Raw genomic sequence first — 25203 nt, 5'->3', positions numbered from 1 at the left:
AATGAAAAATTTTATTTTTAAAAATAAAAGAAAATTAAAACCTACTATTCAGGTAGCCCAAACGGAATGTGGCTTATGTTGTGTTCGAACTATTTTAGAAGCTTATGGATGTCATAAAAAACTTACGGACCTTAGACAAATAAAAGAACCTGGAAGAGATGGACTCGGCTTAACTCAATTAAAAGAATTGTTAATGCACATGGGGATGGATGTTCAAACTTATAAAATCAAAGACTTGAGAGCTTTTGAAGTTGTAGATTTTCCGATAATTGCTTTTTGGAAAGGATATCACTTTGTGTGCATAGAATTATTCAGCGAAAAATATGTTATCATTATGGATCCGTCAATAGGAAGAATAAAAATATCAATTAATGAATTTCAAAAAGATTTTTCTCAGTATATCTTAGTAGCTAAACCCAATAAAAACTTTGTAAAAGTTAAAAAAAATAAATTAGATACTTGGAAAAAAGACTACATTTGGCCGAATAATATGATGAGTCTCTATCTAGGTTTGCTAATGACTAGTATTATTTTAGTAATTATGACTTTATCTATTCCTATATTTACACAATCGTTGATAGATAAGAGTAGTTACTTAAATTCTATATCGTTTGTAAAAACAATAGAATTACTACTATTAGCAATAATTACGATGATTGGTCTAAACACCTTCAGAAGTTACCTTTCAATTAAAATTAGTTACAAATTCAATTGGCATTTATTAGTTGGAGCTTTCGCACATACCTTATCATTACCCGCTAAATTTTTTACAGTACGATCTCCAGGAGAAGTTATTTTTAGGTTAAATTCATTGACTAGAATTCAAGATGTTTTAGGAATTACTTTGGTACAAACTTTTCTGGACATAGTTAGTAGTATTGTAATACTTGGATATATTTTTTGGAGTTCTTGGACTTTGGGAATTATTATCGTCACATTAATAATGTTTATGTTTTTATTTTTGATTATAACTCAAAAATATGTAGACTCTGCAACAGATAAAGAATTGCGTGAAGGATCTAGTGTTCAGAGTATCCAATTAGATGCTCTAGCTTCTATAAATAGTGTAAAACTAGGGGGCTATGTACAGTCGTATTTTTCTGATTGGAAAGATAAGCTTACAAAACTTTTATCTGCTTCTTCACATAGGATGTATCTTCAACAAGGTATTGTTGGATCCGTTTTATATGGAATGCAAACTATTTTTCCTTTAATTATTCTTGTTATTAGTCTATATCAGGAAAAATTAGGGACATTATCATTAGGTCAAGTAATAGCTATTCAATCGACTGTTAGTATGTTATTTAATTATTCAAATACAATATTTAGTACCCTTTCAAACATTATGGTGGTAGAACGATATATTGAGTTATCTGAGGATATATTTGACTATCCTATTGAATCAAGTGTTAGAAGTGATCATATTATGGAGTCTGGAAATCTTTCGATAAATAATTTGTATTTTCAATATACTTCTGATACAAAACCAGCGTTGAAAAATATTAATTTAAAAATATTGGATGGAGAAACAGTTGCTTTTGTAGGTGTATCCGGATCCGGAAAAACAACACTAGCCAAAATATGTAGTAGTTTATTTGAACCTACTAAAGGAGATATATTTTTTTCAGATATTAATTTTCAACGATATAACCTTGATCAATTAAGAAAATCAATTAGTTATATTCCTCAAGAGGCTCATTTGCATAATCGCACAATAATAGAAAATTTGAAATTAGGAAGTCAATTAAGTGAAGAAAAAATAATTGAATTATGTAGTTCTTTAGAATTTTTATCTTTTATTTCTGATCTACCAATGGGATACAATACTGTAATTTCTGAAATGGGAGCAAATTTATCTGGTGGACAAAGACAAAGAATTCATATCGCACGAGCAATTCTTCAAAATCCTAAAATACTAATCATGGATGAGGCTACATCATCATTAGATAATATTTCTCAAAGTTCTGTATATACAGAACTATCTAAACTAGAGTGTACAAAAATAGTAATTGCCCATCGTCTAGAAACGATTCTAAATGCTGATAAAATATTTGTTCTTAGAGACGGAGAAATTGTGCAAACAGGTCACCATAATGATCTAGTCCAACAACCTGGAGACTATAAGGATTTATTTAATACGGTAATTGAAAAGGAGAAATAACTGTGCACAATGATAATAAATTAGTTAATATTATAGAAGATATCTTTAAAGATATAGTTGAACACACACACACTACCTTAAAAAGATCTTTTACAACATTTCAAGAAAAAGAAACAGAAGTTTTTATAAAGTGTTTTCATGCTTTAATAGAATATCATATAAATAGAGTCGTTCAGAAAACATTTATTTACGAATTCCATGAATTTCGAAAGAGTTTAAATATGCCTGCTAATCCAAATTCTTCCGTTGCATTTGATCTGTTTTTACAGAAACTGGATAAACAAATGGTTGAAAAATGGCTAAACAAATACAGCTATTTAAGAACAATTATTCATACAATTATAAATAATACAAGCTTATACATTATAGCAGTATGCAAAAATTTCAAGGAAGATATAGATCAATTAAATAATAATGAGATGATTAGTAAAAATTCTTATTTAACTGCTATAAATGCATTAGATTCTGATCCGCACAATGGTTCAAAAATCGTTTTATGTTTTGAATTTTCAAATGAAGAAAAAATTTTATATAAACCCCGTTCTCTAGAAATAGACCAATTAATAGACACGATATTTTCTGATATTCTAAAGTTTAAAGGGCTCAAATATAATACACCAATTGCTCAAACAATATGTCGAAATAGCTATGGTTGGCAAAAATTTATTTCTCATACTTTTATTGATGAGGCAGACTTATCAGAAGCTTATTATAATTTGGGGCTGTGTGCAGCAGTATTCAGAAGTATTGGTGCCACCGATTTACATGATGAAAATGTGATTTTTAACGGAACTACTCCTTATTTCATTGATTTAGAAACTAGTTTAAAACCATCACACGAAGAAATAAATGAGGATTCTATATGGGACGTATTAAATAAAGAACTCTCTAATTCTATTGCTAATACTTGTATAATTCCAGCTAAGTTAATGGTAGCACCACATAATATCTTAATTGGGGCTATTAATACACCTTATCCACAAAAAACAGAAGAATTATGTTTCACTCTGACCAATCCAGGAACTGATGCAGTAGATATATCTAAACAAAATATTATAGTTTCTAGAGATTCAGCTCCTATAATGTTAGAAAAAAATAAATTTCCTAGCCCTCTTCCATACCAGCAAGACTTTGTTAACGGCTATGAAGAAGGTATTAAATCTGTAATAGTAAATCGTGAAAAGATTAGTGATTTATTAAGTAGTTTTCCTTGCACCAGTAGAATAATTGTGAGACCAACTGTTCAATATTTTTTCTTACTGGATGCATGTTTGTATCCCGAAAATTTAATTGATGAGTCTGCTATAGATAAAATATTATCTTATATGAAGCCTTCTAAAATGTTTACAGAATCGGAAAATGCAAGTAAAGTACTTGAGGCAGAAAAAAAAGCTTTAAAAAAAGGAGATATTCCGTATTTTTCAATTGGGTCGAATAAGCATACAATTAATTTAATGAACATAAATACCAATACATTTGAAATGTCTCCAATAGAAAATGCTTTATATTCTTTAAATAATCTTTCTGATCGGGCACTTTTAATTGATAAACGTTTAATTGCAGAGGGGTTTTCTGAAATTAGGATTCATGAAGCAACATTTGAAAATAATAAAACTAAAAAATCACAAGCTAAAATGTTCACTGATGTTTTAAAAGAAGTGACAATAGACAACCCAGATGCATTATTTAAGTTAATAATAAATCAATCTATTACTACAAAATCTAAAAATGCTGAAACAGGTTGGTTAAACGGGGTTTATGGAGACATGAATATTGCTTACAATTCTATATCATGTATTTCGTTGCATGATGCTGGTGGTATTTTATTTCTACTTAAACATTTAACAGAATATAAAAAATGCGTTGATGATATAGAAACAAATGAATTATATATTCGTGCTTCTAAAGGTGTCAACTCTCTTAAAAATACTATTTATGGTTCTACAGAAGTTTCAAATACCCCAATGTCAATTATTTCAGGATCAAATTCTCTTGAATTTCTGTTTAACTATGAACAAAAAAAACTGAAATATCTTGATAAGACTATATCAAAAATTCAATTAGAGAATATTGAAAGTGGAGATGTTTTTTTAGGTCCAATAGGTATTGCATTAGTAAATGCTACTTTTCCTAATACGTCTATCGATAATATCATTTATTTTACAGAAAAATTCCATAATACCAAATTACCTAGTGAAGGAATAGCTCACGGAAATCTAGGTGTTTTATGGACAAATTTCAGATTAAATTATGCCTTGGACAGATTAGATATATGTAAAAATATATTTCATGAAACGACTCGGATTAAGTTTGAGGAATCTGTTGAAAATGTTGGATGGTGCAACGGAAATTCGGGTCTATTAATGGTACTGACAGAAATGGCTACTCTATTAAAAGTTGACATAAATTTATTTGATTTGGCCAAAAAATCTACTATTCTTCCATTAGAAACTCCTTTAGATTTATCAATCTGTCATGGAGTATCAGGTGTTCTTCAATCACTGCTTTTTTCCTTTAAAGTTTCAAAAAAATCTGAGTATATAATGCTAGCTAACGAGTATTGGTTATCCGTCCTTAAACTAATAGACATAAATGGTTACTATACAGGTGAAAAAAACAGGGATTATTTACTTGGATATTTTTTAGGCTGGAGTGGTATGGCTGATTCAGCATTATTATTAAAAATGTACAATGAAGGGTCCTCTCCTTTGATTCCTCTAAATTTGAGTTCCTTAGATTATCAGAAAAAGCTGATGGAGGTGTAAACTATGAAAGCCCTAGTTGCAATAAATCCCAGATACAAAAATTCATTAGAGTTTAAAAAAATGGAAACAGTTAAATTCGGATCTACTAATGTTCTATTTGGATTAGTAGAGTTAAATCAACCCGATTTTGATATAAATAATCTTCAAAATGATGATTATATATTAATAAAAGTTAAATATTTTTCTTGTAACTATAGAGATAAATCTATCTTATTAGAAGCCTATATTTCTGAAAAAAACGAAAATAGATTATTCTTTCCATTTGGTTCAGAATTTAGTGCTGAAATTATTAAGATTGGAAAAAATGTTAATAATTTCAATGTTGGAGATTTTGTCATGCCAAACTGCGAATATCCTCATGGAGTAAAACCAGGAATACCGAGTAATTTTGCATCTTTAGGATGGTTAAAAATTCACAAAAGTAAAGTTATTAAAATTCCAGCACGTCTAAGTCTTGAAGAAGCTGCATGTTTTTCTTTAGGCTCACAAACTGCTTCCAGTATGATTAGACGATCTAATATTTTGAAAGAAAGTGGTAATCCAGTAGTTTTCAGCGCACGCTCTGCAACTTCTATGTTTATTATTCGTCAACTACTTATACAAGGAATTACACCTATATGTATATCTACTACTTCATGGACAGATTTTGAAAAAGAATATATATATCCTTGTGAGGTGGAACGTTTAGAAGACGTATCTTTGCAAGCTATGAAGCGAAATATTACGCACGTTTTTGATCCTTTTTTTGATCTTAATGTAGAAAATGCAGTAAATTTATTACAAATTGGAGGCACTTATATAACTTGTGGGCTTTTAAATCAACACCCTCTTTTATCTGAGAAAATACCTATAGAAAATGAGCCAATTTTAAGAAGAGCACTAAGTATGGGAGTAATGAAAAATATTACATTTATAGGAAACTGCTTAGGAACATATGAAGATTTGCAAAATGCTATCAGTTTAGAGGAAAGATTCTCTGTGAAACCTGTAATTGATAAATCTTATAACGTTAACCAATACCTAGATTTTATAAATCGTTCATTTTTTAACGCTAATAAAATAGGTAAGGTGTCTTTAACCTACCATTAATTACAGTGTACTAAAAATTTAAAATTATTCAGATTTTTAATACATTTAACTTTACTTTTGTTAAACTTTACTTTAATATTTGAGTAGAGATGTGAAAAAATTGTTAAATTTGGTTCAAAAGCTAGGGGTTTTCTCTTTTTCAACACGAAAAAAGATTTTTGAATCATAACTATATAAAAGTAAGGAAAGCTATGAAAATACTCGGTAGTTACTTGAATAACTTCAAATAATTCGTTTAAGTGCTTTTAATTTTAGTTAGGACTGTTTTTTGGATAAATAATTAATCTTTACGATATTCTCTACATCGTTTTATCAGTTAAAAGAACTGGTCCCTAGTGATTATCTTTGTCTGAATACTAGTATATTACTTTTGTAAATTTAGATAACAAAGGAAAAATTTTCCCCTGAACTGCTTATGAATACTAAGTTTAAACGTTTTTCACACGGTTAATTAACTATAAGTAGGGTGACTATATGAAGAAAAAAATACACGAAGAATCTATACGTAATAAAGTTTACGAATATAGAGTTTTAGCCAGACTATCACAACAAGAATTAGCTGATAGAGTTGGTGTATCTAAACAAACAATTTTTGTTATGGAAAAGGGAAACTATGTACCGTCGTTACTATTAGCATTTCGAATATCAAATTTTTTTAATGTACCGCTTACAGAGATTTTTGAATACGATTTAGGAGGACAAAATAATGATGAATAAATCTATTGGATTTTCATTTAACGCCTTAAATGAATGGTCAGAAAAAAGTATTGGGAATTATAATTTACTTATTGGTGTTGGTTTTTTACTTGTAATGATTAGTTCTATTACTTTAGTATATCTGTTATTAAAGTTGGGACAAAGAGATGAGCGCACAACAAAAATTCATTTAAATGTATGTTGCTATATGTTGGTAACCATTGTTTTGTGTGACTTATTCTTTCCTAAAGAATACATGCAAAATATACTATTCTTATTCAAATATGCACTAGCATTTTCTATATCTTTAATTTACTTACTTAAAAAATATAAACAAGATTTATGTTAATTACTTATAAAAATCATAGGATGAATATGCTGACTAGCAGTTAGGAGAAAGAATATGAATATTAATAAAGTATCTAAATCTTATAATAATACAAGTGTATTAGATAATATATCTTTCAATTTTAAAAAAGGTGAAATAATAGGATTAGTTGGTAGAAATGGTGCAGGGAAAAGTACGTTAATGAAGATTATTACTGAAAATATCCTTAACTTTAATGGATCTATTATGAGAAATAGCTCGATAGGATATTTAATTGAAGAGCCAAAACTAATAGCAAGTATGTCTGGGTTAGAACATTTAATATATTTTTCTAGAATTTATGGGAATAAATTTGATATAAACGAATTCAAAGATTTATTAGTAAGTCTAAATTTATATCAAATATTGAATAAAAAGGTTAGAGAATATTCTTTGGGAATGAAGCAAAAATTAGCAGTGGTTATTTCTATCTTAAATTATCCAGATTATGTTGTACTAGATGAGCCCACTAATGGAATGGATGTTGAATCATCATATGAAATGTTGAACGCTCTGAAAAAACTTGCTATTAAAACGGATTTAGGTATATTAATTTCCAGCCACAAATTAGAAGATATAGAAATAATCTGTGATAGGATTCTATTTTTAGAAAATGGTGTTCTTATTGGAGAAGAAACAATTAATCAGAGTTCGCAAAACATAATAAAAATTATCTTTTCCAACAATGATGATTTAACTATGTTTATCAATAAGCAAGAATTAGGGAATATTTATAATGTAACTCAAGATACGTTGACATTACAGACAAGCTTAAATAGTAGTGACGTTTTTACTTTATTAGAAGAGTTAAATATATTTATAATTGATTGTCATACTGAAAAAAATACTCTTCGTAATATTTATTTAGATAAATTTGGTGGTGAAAAAAATGAAGTTTAATATAACAGGGTACGTCTCGTATAATCTAAAAAGACTAATAACGCGTGGCTATTTACCACTAGGATTGATGATAAGTATACTCCCAGCATCTATTATGTGTTACATTATTTTAGTTAATTCTGCACCATTTACAATTAAACATATTTCGAATTTCTATTGTATGTTAGGGATAACAGCAATGGTTCTCCAGTCTACGTATTTAATAAATAATGACTTTTCTTACAAAACTATTAGTTTGATATATAATTCAAAAGAAAATAGACTAGGTTATATTATTGGTAACATACTTATTTCTATATTTGTAGGCGCAATATTTTCTGCTATTGGAATAATTTTATTTATCATATCTAAATACTTAGGTGTACCAGGAGAATTAGAGATAATATTTTTATTAGGATTCATACTTGACGTAATTCTAGTCATAGTAATCTATTTTTTATGTGGATACTGTTTATTTTTATCGGGATTTCGTAGTGGTGCAGTGTATGGTATATTAATACTTTTCTTGCTTTTTATCCCTAATTTGCTTTCTAATATAGTTTATGGATATTCAAATCCTTTTTTATCAGCGGTAGTAGAAAATTTTCCTGGCTACTATTTGCCGATTACCGTAGGATCGAATGTATTTACACTATTACAATATATAATTAGTTTAATAACAATATTTGTATTATTTACAGTTGTATTAAAAAAAAGTTTACGGGTAGAAGTTTGATTAAGTTTACTAACGAAAGTTGTGTCTCATATGGAGTATAAAGATATCATTAAATGGTTAATACTTATGTATATATCCTCTAAATCAGCATCATATTTTTATAAAATATTGGACTCAACAATAATTAATATATGGATTTCTAGATTAATATGTTGTGTTGTTGCCGGAATCATAGGTATCATTTTACACAAATATTGGTTTACGATTGTTTAAATAGGATTGATTTTTTAAATTTAAGGTGACAAAAACCTTGAAATATAAACGTGTAGGAATCCAAAATCATATCGTAAATTTCTTTGATTGCGTCCCAATATTCAATTATATTTTAAAGTTACTAGTCTTTCTATAGTGGAATTGGTAGTTTTTCAAAATTTTTTACTAATTGGATTGAATAACAAGGTGATTAGAGTTAGAGGTTATTATGATTTATGAATCAACAAGGTATATCTCAATGTCATTAAGTTAAGAAAAATCGTATATACAATAGTGTGTAATTGAATAAAATTAAGTTGTAATTTAAGTGATCTTTAACAATACCCCCCTCTAGAAGACATGTCTTCTAGAGGGGGGTACAACTTGTTCTACAAGAATTACTTTTTTATTTTTAACTTGTTATATTTTAGAACTTAGTATTGTTATTTTGTTTTACTTCTTTATCAAAATACAAAACTGGATTAAATTCTTCTTTGTTAAGTTCTATTATTTTTACATAGGAAAAGCAGGAAAGCTTAAATGTTTTCCTGCTTTCTTAACTGAATGACACTGAGGCATACCTTGTCGGTTCTTTTTCATATTCTGATTGTTTACAGGTAAACAGTAGGATATTCAAGTTGGGCATACGTCATTTGTGTCAATTTTGAGTATACTTTTTTTAATCTATTTAGTGTCTTGAAAAAGAGAATGTTTTGGTTGTTATAGATATGAAACAGGAAATAACCATTAAATTTCCTGCCTGTGTTCTTTGACAACTAAATAAAAATCTACCAGTACCTTCCATCTACGAGGAGCATGTTTTAGCTACGCCAAGACAAAGAAAAAAATCTTTGAGCGAATAATTTCTAAAGCAACTTAACTGTCAATTAAGGCCAAGATTCGTAAATGAACTAATGATACTTCCGTGAGGCTCACCATAATGAGGGGAGAGGTGAAATTCCTATGATGCTTCTGACAAAAGCAGCTGATAGATTTAAAGAGATATTTATTAATAGAAAGAAAAATAAATAATTTAAACTAAATGGATGAAAGAAGTGAAAAAATTGGAACAAGTGATAGAATATAGTGCTCAGATAATTTTACCAAAAAATTTCATTCTAATTCAAAGAGAGGAGTACAATCATTTAAAAAAAGCGGGTTTTAAAGGAAACTGTATTTCTGTAGAAGCGTTTAGGAAAAAACATACTTGTTTAAGTCGACCAATGTTTAATGAACGAATTCTTTTGAATCCGAGATTTAAAAAAATCTTAGATATAAGAGAAAATCCCAATGGTTGTATCTCGTATCCGAAAGGTGGCAGTGCTGGCAAATATTATATATTAGAAAGTAAGATGTTAACGTTTATTGAAGAGTATTTTTCAGAGATTTTTACCGGTTTACAGATAGATGCGATATAATTATCTTGACCATAGCTATTTAAAAGCCCTTTTTAAAAGAGGCGATTTAAATGGGAATTAGTAAACGAGGAACAAAGTGGCGTGCTTTTATAAGTGTAAAGAAGGAAGACGGAAAATATAGAAATAAGCCGTTAGGTAGTTTTGATACTAAATTTGAAGCAGTAAAAGCAGTAGAATATGCGCAATCAGTCGCTTCAAAAGATCGACGTATGGCGTTTGCGGTCCCTTTTTATGAGTATTTTGAATGGTTTTTTCAAAAATATAAAAAAGAGGCTTGTTCCAAAAAAACGCAAGGACACTATCAACACACTAAAAAATATATTAAAAAGTATCTAGGTGATACACCATTATCTGACTTAACAAATGATAAGTACGTAGAATTGTTGAATCAGTTTTCTAAAGACTATTCGCCAGCTACTTTAGAAAAGTTTCATACTCATATGCGTGCTTGTGTCAAACAGGCTTTTGCTCTGGGGCATATTCCTATTGAGTTTACTTCAGGTAGTTCTTTGAGAGGCCTTGGAGATAAGTCTAAAGAGAAACCAATTTATCAAAAGTATATTGATGATACTCAGTATAAAAAAGTTTTACAGTATGTTGTTCAACATAGAGATAAAGAATCTTCTATTTATTATGTAATCATCTTTTCTCTACTTACAGGTTGCCGTTTTTCTGAAATAGTTGGGATTACAATCGATGATTTAAACTTTGAACAAGGGTTTGTAGATATAAACAAAACGTACGATTATATGAATCCGCCGTCTAATTTAAGCGATTGGCTTCCCTGTAAAAATAAAAATAGCTATCGTAAGGTAGAAATGCCACAGAATTTGGCAGAACTATTGAAAGAGTTTTGGCAATATCAACAGGAAAAATGCCAGTTTCATCAAATTAAAAATCCACGTAAACAAATTTTTTTTGATTGGCAAGAAGGCTCCTGTGACAACCGAAAGGCCAATATTGAGATTAAAAAAATTCTTGTGACATGTGGAATAACTGATAAACCAAAATTTTCTATGCATTGTTGCAGACATACTTTTGTTTCTTTTTTAATCTATCAAGGCTATTCAGTAGAAGAAGTTGCTTTAATTGTTGGAGATAAACCAGAAGAAATAAGAAAAACATACTATCATGTCTTTCAGGAATATGAAGTTAGAACACGATCTAAAACCCGCAAATTGATGAATTCACTCTTTTAATTTGTTATTTAATACTAAATTAGCTGGTGCAAAGATGGTGCGAGAAAATGAAAAATAGTTAAAAATATTTAAAGTGAAACGTTGAAATGACAGTTTTTATAAAGTATTTGACGGTATTTTAGGTAAACAATCTCTGGCCGCCGGTATACTAAAGACTGTTAAATCATTGATTTAACAGTCTTTTTTTTTATTATTTTCTCGAATACATAAAAAAACCATCTCAAAAAAATGAGATGGAAAGTTAAGTGAGAGAGTGATAAGTATAGTGCGAATAAATACAAGGGTTACAGAAGAATGTGGGGGTTCTGCATCATCGTCATTAAATGTTCCTGCAGTAGGAATATGAATTTCTGTCATATTATATTCAATAACTTGAACTGTGATGATTACAACAGTTCCAATGATTGCTAACATAGTAGTCATACTTTCACTCCTCTCTTAATTTTAAATAAAAGTACTTAACTGATTGACTAGAGACTAAAAGTATACATCAACATGAACGTTGAGCTTTAGCACTATACAACGTAAAGATCACTCTTAGCTATTTTGAGAAAAGCCTTCTCCTCGACCAGTCTTGTTCTACTCATTGGTGTCTCTCGACATTTCTGAGCAATAGCCTATGTTTGTATAGGAGCCTCACCTAACTTATTACAAAGAAATAATAGTCTTTTAAGTAACTCTTTGTCAAGACATAAGCAGAAGTCAAAACAGTTCTATTTACAAATGAATGCGACGAACCATTTCTTCTGTTATTTGTTCTACAATATCAATGGTTGTTTTTGGCGAACGTTGATTTCTGGGGATATCGATTGAGTAAATTTTGGCAATACGACCAGGATTTGCATCCATTAATACAACCCGATCAGAAAGTTGGACTGCTTGTTGAACGTCATGCGTGATCATTACAATTGATTTAGTCGCAATTTGATTGTTTAGCCAAATTTCTAATAAATCGTTAGATAATTGGCTGGCTGTAATGATATCTAAAGCTGAAAAAGGTTCGTCTAAGAGCAATAAGCTAGGTTCGATGGCTAAAGCACGAGCAAAGCCTACACGCTGTTTCATTCCACCAGATAACTCTCTGGGATAAGCTTTTTCAAAACCAGTTAAACCAATCATTTCAATGAGATTACTGACTCTTTTATTTATTTGTTCACGGGAAATTTCTTTACGGTTTTCTAAGCCAAAGCTGATATTTTTTTCAACTGTCAACCAAGGAAAAAGGGCAAAATGTTGAAAAACCATGCCGATATTGGCATCAGGCTCATTAATGATTTTATCTTCAAAAGTAATTTCACCTCTAGTTGTACGAAGAAGTCCAGCAATACTTCTGAGCAACGTTGATTTTCCTGTTCCTGATTGTCCGATAATACTTAAAAATTCATTCGTTTTAACTGTTAAATCAATATTTTCAAGGACTTTTAAATGTTCTGAATGTCCTTCAATTTCAAATTCTTTATATACTGATTTTATGCTTAATAATTCTTTATTTTCCATCGTCTTATTAGATAGGTAAAGGGAAATCACCTATCGTTCTCCTCTCTAGTTTATCTTAAAAATTTAGTCGAGTTGAGTCGTCCAGCTATTAATAGTGAAATTTTTTGTTTTGCTGCTCGATATAAAGGTTGCCAAACAAAGGCAATACATAAACCAACAACGAAACACATCGCTAAGGTTCCTAAGGCAGATTTATCTTTTACGCCATCGTTTGCCGCAATATATTGTCCTAGGCCAGTAACATCTATTGATTTTTTGCCCCATTGAATGCTTTCTGCTGCGATATCAGCGTTCCAAGCAGCACCAGCAGCGTTAATAATTGCTGTAATGAGGTAAGGTAAAATAGAAGGGATCAAAAATTTTGTCCACCATTGCCATTTAGATAATTTAAAAAGTTTGGTTACGTCACGAATATCATCAGGGATGGCTAAGTAGCCAGCAATTACATTAAAGAAAAAATACCATTGGCAACCAACCATGATGAGTGGTAAAATCCACCATTCTAATTTGTTGAAGCCCATACTAATAATCAACACAATGAATGGAGTATAAACATTTGACGGAATGGAGCCTAAAATTTGTCCAATCGGTTGAACGATACTTAAGCGCCGATTATCATTCGCAACCCAGATTGCTAAGGGAGTAAAGATAATGCCAGCAACGACCATGGCCAAGGTAACCCGTAGTGTAGTATAAAGGGTTAATCTAGGAATCATGCTGAAATCTTGATGGGGCAAGAAATGATAGAGCTTAATAGAACAATAAACCCCGACAATGGTTAAGCTGACATACCATAATGTTTTGAAGAAATGGCGTAATTTTGCTAGTAATCGATAGAGATAGTCTAGCTTGAAAAAGTACCAAACTTTTGGTAAATCGTAAATCCAAAAATGACTGAATTTCACAAAAGCTTTTGAAAAGTATTTCGTTAAAGTTGCTTTTTTTAATAAATGATAAATGATGGATTTAGGTGGCGTCGTACTTTCGACATCTGTTTCATATTTAAAATAATAAGTGGCTCGAACTAAAGGTTGAAAAACTAAAAAGTTTAAAATCACCACATTGATTAATAAGGCAAAAACAGCCCATAAACAGGATTTAAAGTCGGCTCGATTTAATGCTACTTGGATATAAGAACCAATTCCTGGTAAATAAAGGTTGGTTTCTTTAGGAAAGGCAACAGAAGCTTGCTCACTAGCCACCAAGGCAAACCAAGCCGCAGTTTGAGAAATAATAACGTTCCAAAGTAAGCCAGGAATTGAGTAAACAAATTCAAGACGCCAAAATTTTTCCCAAGCATTGTACTTGAACTGATCGGTCACATTGACTAGATCTGAAGGAATAACTTCCATTATTTGATAAAGAGTCAACATGATGTTCCAAGCTTGACCTGTGAAGATGGCAAAAATAGCAACCGCTTCTGCGCCCATCACATTTCCTGGAAATAAACCAAGTAACCAAGCAGTTGTAAAGGTCAAAAAACCTAGCAATGGAACAGATTCAAGGAAATTAACTAATGGTAAAATGACTCTTCGTGCCGTTTTATATTTTACGGCTAAAATACCAAAAACAAAGGAAAACAGGAAGGACCAAGCCATGCCTACAATCATTCGAAACATGGTTCGAATTGAAAAGTAAAAAAGATTTGATGGAGATAAGAAATCATCTGTTTTACTTGGTGTTGCGAGGAATTCTTCTGAGGGAAGGGTGTGAAGAGGGCGATTCATTTTTAGCCAAGAGAAGACGATGATAAAAATGAAAATGCCTAAAATGATGAGCAAGGTAAGATTCCCGATGCTTTTAGCAAGTAGGGTATTTTTCTTAGATGATGCAGTGACAGCTTTCAATTTAAAAACCTCCAATTAATCATATTAAAGAGGTCGCCGAATAAAAGAAGATTATAGGGTAATCACAATAATTGAGCTTTGGCTTTCTGAGACGTAAGAAAAAAATTCTAGTTATCTTAGGAAAGCCTTAATTCGACAATCCCTGCTTTACTCGTTACTGTCTCTCGACATTTCCGAGCGATAACCTGTGTTCTTCAGAGTAACCTCACCTAATATGATTCTATTTGATTTACATGCTTATCATACTCGTGACTAAAAATAAAACAATTTCTAGCTAGTTATACCTGAATTACTGTTTGTTGTTATTCTATTCAATGATTCTTAAAAAGATTGCCCACATTCTGTTTTTTTAGGGAGAAATTATCAGATGAGTATGTTATGTAACGCAAGGTGAATAGCATAGGATGTTGTATTTTTAGTTTGTTTCGTTTACTGTTAAAGATGTAAGTAGTAACTATACGTGAATGGATAAAAAAATTAAAAGTAATCTAGCACCTAAATTAAACAACAAAGAAATTTGTTCAGAAGAAAGGAAATTATGATGATTATTTGGTTAAACGGTGCGTTTGGAGCCGGAAAAACGACCATTGCACATGAGTTACAACAAAAACTTCCCAATGCAATCATTTATGATCCAGAAATTATTGGTAGTGCATTGATGGAGCTAGTTCCCGAAGAAATGAAAGAAAATGATTTTCAAGAGTATCAGGAATGGCGTTGCTGGAATGCTCATTTATTAAAACGAATGTCCAAAGAGTCTGGACGGCCGATTATTGTTCCAATGACCCTTTATAAAAAAGAATATGAAGAAGAGCTGATTGGATATTTGAGACGAGCAGGCATTGACGTTTATCATTTTTTGTTAGCGGTCGAGAAAGAAGAAATTTTACAAAGATTATTGAAAAGAAATGATGGAACTTTTGAATGGGGGAAAAATAAGTTGCCTGAAGTACTTGAAGGTTTTCGTCAGATTCAGTTTACCGAGATTTTTAGAAATCATTCAGCTGACACGACAGAAATTGTAGTATCCATTCTTAATAGAATAACCGAATAAAAATAAAATAAGGGACCTAAGTCGAAATGACTTAGGTCCTTTATTTTCTACTTCTTAAGATAATCAACTACCAGCTACCCTGATTTCTTCAAACTTTAAGATCGCACATTTACGAAAACTTATTTTTACACTGTCAAAATTTTCTTTCAAGTCTTGCATTTTGTTATTTTTAGCAGTATATTTTAGGTGTACCTAAAATATATTAGAGGTTAACCTTCTAACGGGAAGGGCCTTTTAAAATTATTGCAAAACGAAAGAAGGAATTGAATTGAAAAATTCAGAAGAACATGAACCAAAGCAAAGACATCATTTGATTGAATATGCAAATGGTCCTTCGCTTGAAGAAATTAATGGCACCATCGACGTGCCTAAAAATATGAGTTTTTGGAAAACGTTATTTGCTTACTCAGGTCCAGGAGCATTGGTAGCAGTGGGGTATATGGATCCAGGAAACTGGTCTACTTCAATTACTGGGGGACAAAATTTTCAATATTTATTGATGTCGATTATTTTAATTTCCAGTTTGATTGCAATGTTGCTCCAATATATGGCTGCTAAATTAGGCATTGTTTCACAGATGGATTTAGCACAAGCGATTCGTGCTAGAACTAGTAAGACGTTAGGTATTGTATTATGGATTTTAACAGAGTTAGCAATTATGGCTACAGATATCGCTGAAGTTATCGGGGGCGCAATTGCCTTATATTTATTATTTCATATTCCTTTGGGTCTGGCTGTCTTCATTACGGTATTTGATGTTTTACTTTTGTTGTTATTGACAAAAATTGGTTTTAGAAAAATTGAAGCTATTGTTGTTGCTTTAATTGTTGTTATTTTTGTGATTTTTGCTTATCAAGTGGCATTGTCAAATCCAGTATGGGGAGATGTAATTAAAGGGCTGGTTCCTAGCGCAGAAGCTTTTTCTACATCACATGCGGTGAATGGGCAAACGCCACTGACAGGTGCATTGGGGATTATTGGTGCAACAGTGATGCCTCATAATTTGTATTTGCATTCTTCTGTTGTACAAAGTCGTAAAATTGATCGTAAAGATAAAACCGATATTCAACGCGCTTTACGCTTTTCAACTTGGGATTCTAATATTCAATTAACGATGGCATTTTTTGTTAACTCTTTATTATTGATTATGGGGGTGGCCGTTTTTAAATCCGGCAGTGTCAAAGATCCTTCATTCTTTGGTTTGTTTGATGCTTTATCAAATCCAGCGGTTATGAGTAATTCTATTTTAGCGCATATTGCAGGTTCTGGAATTTTATCAATTTTATTTGCGGTAGCCTTATTGGCATCAGGACAAAATTCAACAATTACAGGAACGTTAACTGGTCAAATCATTATGGAAGGCTTTATTCATATGCGCGTACCAATTTGGTTACGTCGGATGGTCACACGTTTGTTATCTGTTATTCCTGTCTTAATTTGTGTTTTAATGACCAGCGGAAAAAGTACAGTGGAGGAGCATATCGCGATTAATAATTTAATGAACAATTCACAAGTTTTTCTAGCATTTGCTTTGCCATTTTCGATGTTGCCTTTACTGATGTTTACAGATAGCCGTGTTGAAATGGGTGAACATTTTAAAAACTCGTGGTTAATTAAATTGTTAGGCTGGGTTTCTGTCATTGGCTTAATTTACCTCAATATGAAAGGCTTACCTGATCAAATTGAAGGATTCTTCGGTGATAATCCGACAGCGAGTCAAATTACGTTAGCCGATAATATTGCTTATGTCATCATAGCACTCGTCATCCTCTTGTTAGTTTGGACGGTTGTGGAATTATATAAAGGCGATAAACGATACGCACAGCAGCTTGCAGCTATGGAGCAACAAGTAGAGGAGGTTAAATAATGAAATTTTCAAAAATTATGGTTGGTGTTGAAGAGTCGCCAGATGCGTTAAAAGCATTTCATTATGCTATCCAAAAAGCAAAAGAAGAACAAGCTGAATTGGTTATTGTTTCGATTTTAGAAGAGAAAGAGATTAATGTTTACCAATCGTTAGATAAAAATTATTGGCAAGAACAGTTGGCGAAATTAGAGAAACAAACGGAAAAATATCAACAAGAAGCGTTAGCGAATGGCATCGATAAAGTAAGTGTAATTGTCAATGAAGGAAATCCAGGGGAATTAATTATTAATAAGCTTATTCCTTTGAATAAACCAGATTTGTTAATTATTGGCTCCAAGTCAACTAGCAAATTAAAAAGCTTTTTTGGTAGCCAAGCAGCTTATATGGCTCGATATGCCCCAATTTCTGTAATGATTATTCGCTAACAAAATTGAAACAGTTAAAAAAGCCGCCACGATTTACTATTCGTGGTGGCTTTTTTATAGTAATTTTTGTTTATATAAATAAACAGCCAAACTTAGTTGTAGCGAACTATCAGGAAATTCTAAAGTTAAGTGAAGAATCTCTTCTATTTTTTTTAAGCGATAAATAATTGTATTACGATGTACATACATATTTGTGGCAGTCAACGAAATATTTTTATTCGATTGAAAGTAGGTGTTGATGGTTTCTAGTAGGGAACTTTCATGTTTTTGATCTTCTTTTTCTAATGGTTCAATCAATCGTTGATATATTTTTTGTTTGGCTTGTTTGGTCAGGGTTTCGATCATTAAACGATAAAAAAAGAGGTCGTCATAATTCAAAATAGTTCGTTGTTGTAATTCTTGACTTGCTTGTGCTAAGTGGAATGTTTCTTGTGCTAATTTATAAGAATCACACAGATTGGTGATTTTTTTGACAGTTGGACCAATCGCTAATTTAAATGATAATTTTGGATTCAATTTCATTAGTTGCTCTAGTAAATTCTTGGCAAGATGAGTGGTTTGTGCAAGGTAGGTGGCTTCCTCTTGCGCTGGATTTTCTAGTAATAAAATAAAGCCAGTTTGTGTAGGAAAGGCAGTAATTTTTTGTCGATATCCTTCTAAAATATGATTCAATTGATGGCCAATGCTATTCATTTGAATAGTCGGATTAAACAGTTGTTCCAATTGTTCAATGGCTACAAGCAAGAGACTAAATGTATCTTTTTCATTTAATTGCAGATAATTACTAAATTCTTGCCAAGCTTGAGGATTGGTATTTTTTTCTTGGATAAGGTCTTGAAACAGCGCCCCGATCTTTTGCCTCGTTGTTAAATTTTCCGAAGATTCTAATTGAAGTTGTGGTAAAAGGTAGTGAGCACAGACCTCCACAGATAATAAATCAATCGTCTGTAATTTTTTGGTAGTTTGCCAAATCACTAAGTAAGATAAGCTGAGATTTTTCTTTTTGATGGGTAAAATTCGCAAAGATAACTGATGGTTCGCTAAGGAAAATTCAACAGTCAATGGTTCTTTATAAAATAATAGGAGCTCATTGTTCTGGGCTTTTAAAGCTGTCTCAAACTGTTTTTTGAGAGTCGCGTTGTTTAAAATACTGGTGATTCTTGTTGGCGCATCAGGTAAATCAAAATGATTCATAATCTGAAAACGCTCGTCTAAAAGCATTACAGGCGCTTGAATCGCGGCACTTAATACTTCCAGTAATTGGGTACTTTTTCCGCCAGCTTTGATAATTGTATAAAATTTATTATGCATATGAACAGAATGTTGGCTAATCGTTTCGTCAGGTTGATTGACTCGGCGATTGACCAATGAAATAATTTGAGAAAAGTTGTAATTATAAGGGATTGAGAGAATTGGTAATCCGACGTCATTCGCTAATTGGATCATCTCTTGTGGAACTTCATTGAAATAACGTTGGACTTTAAAACCTAGAGCAGCGCAGTTCATATTTGCTAGTTCTTGAATAAGACGTTTTTGCAAGCAAGGCTGATCTTTGAAAATATAGCCGGTAGTTAATAAAATTTCTCCTGGCGTTAACCAGTCAAAAGCATCAGGATTTTCTAAAATATTTGCTTGTAGAATTGGCGCATCTAAATTGGTCTCGTGCGTTAATAAGGTTAAACCAGGTAGTTCTTCTGCATGGAGTAGATCATTGACCGTCATCATTAGCAAGACCTCCTTTTGTATGAATTATCTAAAAATTAAGTGTATTTATTGTAAGATGTTACAAAACTATTTTAGGGAAAATAAGGTATCCTTATACTAATAGAAAAAAGTTCCAAGTCATCACGTGATTGGTAGTCACAAGTGACCAAATAAGAACAATCAGCGCTTACAACCTATAGAAACGCATCGTTTAAAGATATAGCAATAGTATACTTAATTTTTAATGCTTTTACTATTGTTTCAGCTACTTTAAATTTCTCAAGTATTTCTATAATCTGTAAGTTTTTTGAGACTCTTATCAGATATGCTTCTTTTTCTATGTTTTATCAGAAAATTCTGGTAACTTTGAAGGTTATAGTTTGTAAAATGGAGGGATCGGTATGAAGAAATTAAAAATGTTAGGATGCGTCGGTTTGCTTTTAGCTTTAACGGCTTGTCAGGCGGGAACGGGAAACTCGGCTGATAGTAACAAAGCAGCGGAACAAAAAATTGCAATTAGTTCTGAAGCAGCTATTTCGACAATGGAACCACACACAGCGGGGGATACGACCTCGACTTTAGTCATGAATCAAGTTTATGAAGGACTCTATGTTTTAGGTAAAGAAGACGAGTTAGAGTTGGGGGTCGCTGCCGAAGAACCAGCGATTTCTGAAGATGAAACCGTTTATACATTTAAGATTAGAGAAGATGCCAAATGGTCGAATGATGATCCAGTAACAGCAAACGACTTTGTTTATGCATGGCAACAAGTTGCTTCCCCTAAATCAGGGTCGATTCATCAAGCGTTATTTTTTGATGTCATTAAAAATGCTAAGGAAATTGCTTTAGAAGGCGCAGATGTGAATACTCTTGGGGTTAAGGCACTAGATGATAAAACGTTAGAAATAACTTTAGAGCGGCCCACCCCTTATTTGAAATCATTACTTTCGTTTCCTGTTTTGTTTCCACAAAATGAAAAATATATCAAAGAACAAGGGGATAAATATGCCACTGATGCAGAACATTTGATTTATAATGGTCCTTTTAAATTGAAAGAATGGGATAATGCCTCTTCCGATGACTGGACCTACGAAAAAAATGATACGTATTGGGATGCTGAAAAAGTTAAATTAACAGAAGCGAAAGTTTCAGTAATTAAGAGCCCAACGACAGCGGTGAATTTGTTTGACTCGAATGAATTGGATGTAGTGAATAAGCTAAGTGGTGAATTTATTCCTGGTTATGTTGATAATCCAGCCTTTCTTTCAATTCCTCAATTCGTCACATACTTTTTAAAAATGAACAGCGTTCGTGATGGAAAAGAAAATCCGGCTTTAGCGAACAACAATATTCGTAAAGCGTTGGCGCAAGCTTTTGATAAAGAAAGTTTTGTAAAAGAAGTCTTGCAAGATCAATCAACGGCTACAGATCAAGTAATTCCACCGGGACAAACGATTGCGCCAGATGGAATAGATTTCACAAAACTAGCTGCTAAGAAAAATAACTACTTAACCTACGATACAGCGAAAGCAAAAGAATTCTGGGAAAAAGGGAAAAAAGAAATTGGGCTGGATAAAATCAAATTAGAATTTTTAACAGATGATACAGACAGCGCAAAAAAAGCTGCTGAGTTTTTTCAATTTCAATTGGAAGAAAATCTAGACGGATTAGAAGTGAATGTTACTCAAGTTCCTTTTACTATTCGTGTTGATCGTGATCAAACGAGAGACTATGATTTAGAATTATCTGGTTGGGGAACCGATTATCGTGATCCATTAACAGTTATGCGCATTTTTACTTCGGATAGTACCTTGGGCGGCGTAACGTTCAAGAGTGATACGTATGATCAATTAATCCAAGAGACTAGAACAACACATGCGGCTGATCAAGAGGCTCGTTTAAATGACTTTGCTCAAGCACAAGATATTTTGGTGAATCAGGAAACGGTTTTAGCACCAATCTACAATCGAAGCATTTCTGTATTAGCTAATCAAAAAATCAAGGATCTGTATTGGCATTCATTTGGACCTACGTACAGTTTAAAATGGGCCTATGTTAACTAATTGAATGAAGGTAGGAAGGGGTTTGTCATGCTTTTAAAAAACTGTAAATTAGAAACAGGATTCTCTACTGTGAATCAGCGAATTGTTGCGACAGAAACAGCTAGCTATGATATTCGAATTGAAAACGAGGTCTGTACTGCGGTCGCACCGCAGTTAAGGCCTTTAGAGAGCGAAACAGTTATCGATGTGAATCAGCAACTCGTTTTACCTGCTCTAAGAGAAATGCATATTCATATTGATAAAACGTATTTTGGGGGACCTTGGAAGGCCTGTCGTCCACTAACGAAAGGAATTTTAACACGTATTGAAGAAGAAACTTGGCTGTTACCTGAACAATTACCAACTAGTTTAGAACGTGCTTGCCAAGTTATTGAGCAGTATATTCAACAAGGCCATTATCATATTCGCAGTCATTGTAATGTAGATCCATCTATTGGAACGAAACATATTGAAATCACTAAAGAAGCATTTAGTCGATATGAACAATACGTTACTCATGAAATTGTGGCTTTTCCTCAACACGGATTACTCCGCTCACAAGTCGAACCTTTGATGCGCGAAGCCTTACGCATGGGGGCAACTCATGTCGGTGGCGTTGATCCAGCCCTTGTGGATCGTCATGTGGATCATTCAATCGCAAAAATATTTGAATTAGCTACCACATTTAATAAAAAAATTGATGTTCATTTACACGCCCGTGATACTTTGGGACTTTATGAATTTAATAAATTTGTTGATTATACAGAACAAGCAAAAATGTTTGGCGAAGTCACTTTAAGTCATGCTTTAGCCTTAGGGGGCTTAGAAGAAGCAGCAATTAGAGACATTGCGCAAAAATTCATCGAAACAGGGATTGATTTGACTTCGACTGTACCGATTGGAATGCCCACCATGCCGATTCCAACCTTGGTTGAACAAGGTGTTAAGATCTCCGTGGCTCATGACAGTTTGACGGATCATTGGTCGCCTTTCGGCAGTGGCAATACAATAGAAAAATTAAATACAGCCGCTCAAAGATTTAAAATTAGCGATGAGTATCGCTTGAATCGTTTATGGGGTTTAGCGAGTAATTTTGTAACGCCTCTTGATCCTAACGGTCAGCGCATTTGGCCTAACGTCGGCGATTCTGCAGATTTCCTACTATTTAATGCTGAGAGCACTGCTCACGTGATTGCACGCCAACAGCCAATCCAACAACTGATACTAAAAGGACAACTGGTTGAAGCCGTTCAAAAGGGGGAAAGAGAATGACAGCATCCATTGTTTATTTGAATAATGTTCGTTTAGAAACTGGTTTTGCTAAAGACCACCACGAATTAACGTATACTAAAACCGCACGCTATACTTTAGCGATTCAAGAAGGCAAAATCCAAGCGATTATTCCGCAAAATCAAGTCACTGAAAAGCAACAAGGCACTGATTTAAACGGACAACTGGCTATTCCCGCTTTTCAAGAGAGCCATAATCACTTAGATAAAACCTACCTTTCATTAGGCTGGCGTGCTAGCCAACCTGTTAAGAATTTAAAAGAGCGTTTAGCAGACGAAGCCAGTGAACTTAAATTGTTAGCGCCGTCAACAGAACAACGAGCGACGGCCATGATTGAAAAATTGATTGGTTATGGAGCCTCTTATATTCGGACACATGTCAACATTGATCCTTATGTAGAACTAGAAAACTTCTGGGGCGTCAAAAGAGCCTTAGAAAAATATGCGCATGTGATTGATTATGATATTGTTGTCTTTCCACAGCATGGATTATTAAAAAATCCCCAAACGGTTTTACTCATGAGAGAAGCTCTAAAAAATGGTGGAACAATGGTTGGTGGTTTAGATCCTGCAGGCATTGATTATGCAATTGAAGAATCTTTAGAAACTATTTTTGATCTGGCAGAAGAATTTCAAGTAGGAATCGATATCCATTTGCATGATACGGGGGAGGTTGGTGTTTATACAATTGATAAATTTTTAGACATTTTGGAAGAACGAAAATTTACTCAGCGAACCGCTATCAGTCACGCCTTTGCGCTGCTAGATGTACGACCAGCAGAAAAAGAAAAACTATACCAACGTTTGGCAACGCATCAAACGGCGATTATGTCTACAATTCCCTATGATCCTCGTTATTTATTGCCACCAATTGACGTGTTACGCCAAGCTGGTGTATCGGTTCATTTAGGTAGTGATGGCTTTTTTGATTCTTGGAGTTCTAATGTTTCAGGTGATTTATTTGAAAAATTACGTAATTTTTGTGAAATGACAGGAAAGATTACAGAAGAGCAACTTACTCAAGCTTACGTCCATGGCTGCGGCAAAGAAGCACCTTTTTCATTTGAAGAAGAACGCCTTTGGTTTACAGAAGGCGACGAAGCAAACTTTATTTTTACAGAAGCAGCTTCTACAGCAGAAGTGATTGCTAGAAAACCACAGAAACGCCAGATTATGTTGAAAGGACAATGGGTTTAACTTGCTTTAAAATTAGGTAGAAATAGAATGCTAAAAAGTCAAACAGAGGAAACGGGGTTCAGCTCTGAGCAACGCACAGTGTCAGTCCTGCGGTTACTCGTCACAGTTTAATGCGTATAAAGTACTTCTGCTCACAACGTGTATCAGCTTTTCAAGTTTGTTTGACTCACTTTAACATAGCACTTTTGCGTATCTTCCTTTATAATAAGACAAAATGAAGGAGATGAACCAAGCATGACTGAACAAACGAGAGAAAACAAAAAAGCAGCCTACGAATTGTGCTTACAACAATTGAGCGGTTTGTTAGAAATAGAAACGGATGCTATTGCAAATTTAGCAAACTCGTCCGCGTTACTTGCACAAACATTACCAGATACCGTTTTTGCTGGGTATTATTTATATAAAGATGAAGAATTAGTTTTGGGGCCTTTTCAAGGGAAAGTCTCTTGTACCAGAATTAAAATGGGCAAAGGTGTCTGTGGTGAGTCCGCGGAAAAACAAGCTACATTGATTGTTGATAACGTGAAGACACACGCCAATTATATTTCTTGCGACTCAGCTGCGATGTCTGAAATCGTTGTACCGATGGTAAAAAATCATCAATTGGTCGGTGTTTTAGATATTGATAGTGGTGTAACAAATAGCTATGATGCGGTTGACCAACTGTATTTGGAAAAATTTGTTACCTTGTTACTAGAAAAATCAGATTTTTAAGCAGACTATTTTTGCTTTCTGACAAATCATGAGAAAATAAAGTATAAAATTTGATCATGAAAGAA

The 25203-nt window shown here is 32.7% G+C and carries 20 protein-coding genes and 2 riboswitches; of the genes, 16 read left to right on the top strand and 4 right to left on the bottom strand.

Annotated elements, in window-relative coordinates; genetic code table 11:
* Position 1: 1 nt before the first annotated feature.
* From AB3I72_RS10590 to AB3I72_RS10550, 9 genes are all read left to right on the top strand, one after another.
* Positions 2–2161 (top strand): peptidase domain-containing ABC transporter, encoded by a 2160-nt coding sequence (locus AB3I72_RS10590; protein ID WP_010824507.1) that lies wholly within the window; start codon positions 2–4, stop codon positions 2159–2161.
* A gap of 2 nt (positions 2162–2163) precedes the next feature.
* Complete coding sequence (gene lanM, locus AB3I72_RS10585; RefSeq protein WP_172616627.1) at positions 2164–4926, top strand: type 2 lanthipeptide synthetase LanM; 2763 nt, start codon at positions 2164–2166, stop codon at positions 4924–4926.
* Between the two features lie 3 nt (positions 4927–4929).
* Positions 4930–6015, top strand: coding sequence for an alcohol dehydrogenase catalytic domain-containing protein (locus AB3I72_RS10580; protein ID WP_050444132.1), 1086 nt, complete (start codon positions 4930–4932; stop codon positions 6013–6015).
* A 474-nt stretch (positions 6016–6489) separates the two neighbouring features.
* A complete protein-coding gene (locus AB3I72_RS10575) occupies positions 6490–6732 on the top strand; it encodes a helix-turn-helix transcriptional regulator (RefSeq protein WP_010824510.1) in 243 nt (80 codons plus the stop codon).
* A complete protein-coding gene (locus AB3I72_RS10570) occupies positions 6722–7060 on the top strand; it encodes a hypothetical protein (RefSeq protein WP_010824511.1) in 339 nt (112 codons plus the stop codon). The genes AB3I72_RS10575 and AB3I72_RS10570 overlap by 11 nt, the downstream gene beginning before the upstream one ends.
* A 54-nt stretch (positions 7061–7114) precedes the next feature.
* A complete protein-coding gene (locus tag AB3I72_RS10565) occupies positions 7115–7978 on the top strand; it encodes an ABC transporter ATP-binding protein (RefSeq protein ID WP_010824512.1) in 864 nt (287 codons plus the stop codon).
* A 160-nt stretch (positions 7979–8138) separates the two neighbouring features.
* Complete coding sequence (locus AB3I72_RS10560; protein WP_197736185.1) at positions 8139–8693, top strand: ABC transporter permease; 555 nt, start codon at positions 8139–8141, stop codon at positions 8691–8693.
* 1238 nt (positions 8694–9931) lie between these two features.
* Positions 9932–10303, top strand: coding sequence for a DUF771 domain-containing protein (locus AB3I72_RS10555; RefSeq protein WP_061101034.1), 372 nt, complete (start codon positions 9932–9934; stop codon positions 10301–10303).
* A gap of 50 nt (positions 10304–10353) precedes the next feature.
* Complete coding sequence (locus AB3I72_RS10550) at positions 10354–11502, top strand: tyrosine-type recombinase/integrase (protein ID WP_368023907.1); 1149 nt, start codon at positions 10354–10356, stop codon at positions 11500–11502.
* Between the two features lie 171 nt (positions 11503–11673).
* On the opposite strand, the gene AB3I72_RS10545 is transcribed toward AB3I72_RS10550, so the two are convergent.
* From AB3I72_RS10545 to AB3I72_RS10535, 3 genes are all read right to left on the bottom strand, one after another.
* The gene (locus AB3I72_RS10545; RefSeq protein ID WP_061101032.1) at positions 11674–11925 is read right to left on the bottom strand and encodes a hypothetical protein; all 252 of its coding nucleotides are present in this window, start codon (positions 11923–11925) and stop codon (positions 11674–11676) included.
* A gap of 64 nt (positions 11926–11989) precedes the next feature.
* Positions 11990–12157: riboswitch (M-box (ykoK) riboswitch) on the bottom strand.
* 62 nt (positions 12158–12219) lie between these two features.
* Positions 12220–12999 (bottom strand): ABC transporter ATP-binding protein, encoded by a 780-nt coding sequence (locus AB3I72_RS10540; protein WP_002360638.1) that lies wholly within the window; start codon positions 12997–12999, stop codon positions 12220–12222.
* A gap of 50 nt (positions 13000–13049) precedes the next feature.
* Positions 13050–14861 carry an ABC transporter permease subunit gene (locus AB3I72_RS10535; protein WP_368023906.1) on the bottom strand — a complete coding sequence of 604 codons (1812 nt, stop codon included), beginning with the start codon at positions 14859–14861 and terminating at the stop codon, positions 13050–13052.
* Between the two features lie 41 nt (positions 14862–14902).
* A riboswitch (M-box (ykoK) riboswitch) is annotated at positions 14903–15070 on the bottom strand.
* Between the two features lie 314 nt (positions 15071–15384).
* On the opposite strand from AB3I72_RS10535, the gene AB3I72_RS10530 reads away from it, so the two are divergent.
* The 3 genes from AB3I72_RS10530 (at position 15385) to AB3I72_RS10520 (ending at position 18192) form a co-directional block, all read left to right on the top strand.
* Positions 15385–15900, top strand: a complete 516-nt coding sequence (locus AB3I72_RS10530; protein WP_061101031.1) for an AAA family ATPase — start codon at positions 15385–15387, stop codon at positions 15898–15900.
* 268 nt (positions 15901–16168) lie between these two features.
* Entirely contained in the window at positions 16169–17767 is a 1599-nt protein-coding gene (locus tag AB3I72_RS10525; RefSeq protein ID WP_002382010.1) for an Nramp family divalent metal transporter, read from the top strand.
* The gene (locus AB3I72_RS10520) at positions 17767–18192 is read left to right on the top strand and encodes a universal stress protein (RefSeq protein WP_002358161.1); all 426 of its coding nucleotides are present in this window, start codon (positions 17767–17769) and stop codon (positions 18190–18192) included. The genes AB3I72_RS10525 and AB3I72_RS10520 overlap by 1 nt, the downstream gene beginning before the upstream one ends.
* Positions 18193–18246: 54 nt before the next feature.
* Here the strand turns inward: AB3I72_RS10520 and AB3I72_RS10515 are convergent, their stop codons facing one another.
* Positions 18247–19917 carry a PucR family transcriptional regulator gene (locus tag AB3I72_RS10515; protein WP_002358159.1) on the bottom strand — a complete coding sequence of 557 codons (1671 nt, stop codon included), beginning with the start codon at positions 19915–19917 and terminating at the stop codon, positions 18247–18249.
* A gap of 380 nt (positions 19918–20297) precedes the next feature.
* On the opposite strand from AB3I72_RS10515, the gene AB3I72_RS10510 reads away from it, so the two are divergent.
* From AB3I72_RS10510 to AB3I72_RS10495, 4 genes are all read left to right on the top strand, one after another.
* Positions 20298–21959: a peptide ABC transporter substrate-binding protein gene (locus tag AB3I72_RS10510; protein ID WP_368023905.1), complete on the top strand. Its 1662-nt coding sequence runs from the start codon at positions 20298–20300 to the stop codon at positions 21957–21959.
* Positions 21960–23210, top strand: coding sequence for an amidohydrolase family protein (locus tag AB3I72_RS10505; protein WP_368023904.1), 1251 nt, complete (start codon positions 21960–21962; stop codon positions 23208–23210).
* Positions 23207–24424, top strand: coding sequence for an amidohydrolase (locus AB3I72_RS10500; protein ID WP_002406990.1), 1218 nt, complete (start codon positions 23207–23209; stop codon positions 24422–24424). Before AB3I72_RS10505 ends, AB3I72_RS10500 begins: the two co-directional genes overlap by 4 nt.
* A gap of 234 nt (positions 24425–24658) precedes the next feature.
* Positions 24659–25138, top strand: a complete 480-nt coding sequence (locus AB3I72_RS10495; protein WP_002360627.1) for a GAF domain-containing protein — start codon at positions 24659–24661, stop codon at positions 25136–25138.
* The last annotated feature ends 65 nt before the right edge of the window (positions 25139–25203 follow it).

This window comes from Enterococcus sp. GC34 (assembly GCF_040886645.1).
Taxonomy (GTDB): Bacteria; Bacillota; Bacilli; order Lactobacillales; family Enterococcaceae; genus Enterococcus; species Enterococcus faecalis.
Note: the sequence above shows the minus strand (reverse complement) of the source record. Positions and strands in the feature narration are given on the sequence as shown.

Coding starts and splice junctions, on each gene's coding strand:
- AB3I72_RS10565 (WP_010824512.1), top strand. CDS start 7,115: ATGAATATTAATAAAGTATCTAAATCTTATAATAATACAAGTGTATTA.
- AB3I72_RS10515 (WP_002358159.1), bottom strand. CDS start 19,917: ATGATGACGGTCAATGATCTACTCCATGCAGAAGAACTACCTGGTTTA.
- AB3I72_RS10570 (WP_010824511.1), top strand. CDS start 6,722: ATGATGAATAAATCTATTGGATTTTCATTTAACGCCTTAAATGAATGG.
- AB3I72_RS10590 (WP_010824507.1), top strand. CDS start 2: ATGAAAAATTTTATTTTTAAAAATAAAAGAAAATTAAAACCTACTATT.
- AB3I72_RS10495 (WP_002360627.1), top strand. CDS start 24,659: ATGACTGAACAAACGAGAGAAAACAAAAAAGCAGCCTACGAATTGTGC.
- AB3I72_RS10520 (WP_002358161.1), top strand. CDS start 17,767: ATGAAATTTTCAAAAATTATGGTTGGTGTTGAAGAGTCGCCAGATGCG.
- AB3I72_RS10560 (WP_197736185.1), top strand. CDS start 8,139: ATGTTAGGGATAACAGCAATGGTTCTCCAGTCTACGTATTTAATAAAT.
- AB3I72_RS10545 (WP_061101032.1), bottom strand. CDS start 11,925: ATGACTACTATGTTAGCAATCATTGGAACTGTTGTAATCATCACAGTT.
- AB3I72_RS10500 (WP_002406990.1), top strand. CDS start 23,207: ATGACAGCATCCATTGTTTATTTGAATAATGTTCGTTTAGAAACTGGT.
- AB3I72_RS10580 (WP_050444132.1), top strand. CDS start 4,930: ATGAAAGCCCTAGTTGCAATAAATCCCAGATACAAAAATTCATTAGAG.
- AB3I72_RS10540 (WP_002360638.1), bottom strand. CDS start 12,999: ATGGAAAATAAAGAATTATTAAGCATAAAATCAGTATATAAAGAATTT.
- AB3I72_RS10555 (WP_061101034.1), top strand. CDS start 9,932: ATGAAAGAAGTGAAAAAATTGGAACAAGTGATAGAATATAGTGCTCAG.
- AB3I72_RS10575 (WP_010824510.1), top strand. CDS start 6,490: ATGAAGAAAAAAATACACGAAGAATCTATACGTAATAAAGTTTACGAA.
- AB3I72_RS10550 (WP_368023907.1), top strand. CDS start 10,354: ATGGGAATTAGTAAACGAGGAACAAAGTGGCGTGCTTTTATAAGTGTA.
- AB3I72_RS10510 (WP_368023905.1), top strand. CDS start 20,298: ATGAAGAAATTAAAAATGTTAGGATGCGTCGGTTTGCTTTTAGCTTTA.
- AB3I72_RS10530 (WP_061101031.1), top strand. CDS start 15,385: ATGATGATTATTTGGTTAAACGGTGCGTTTGGAGCCGGAAAAACGACC.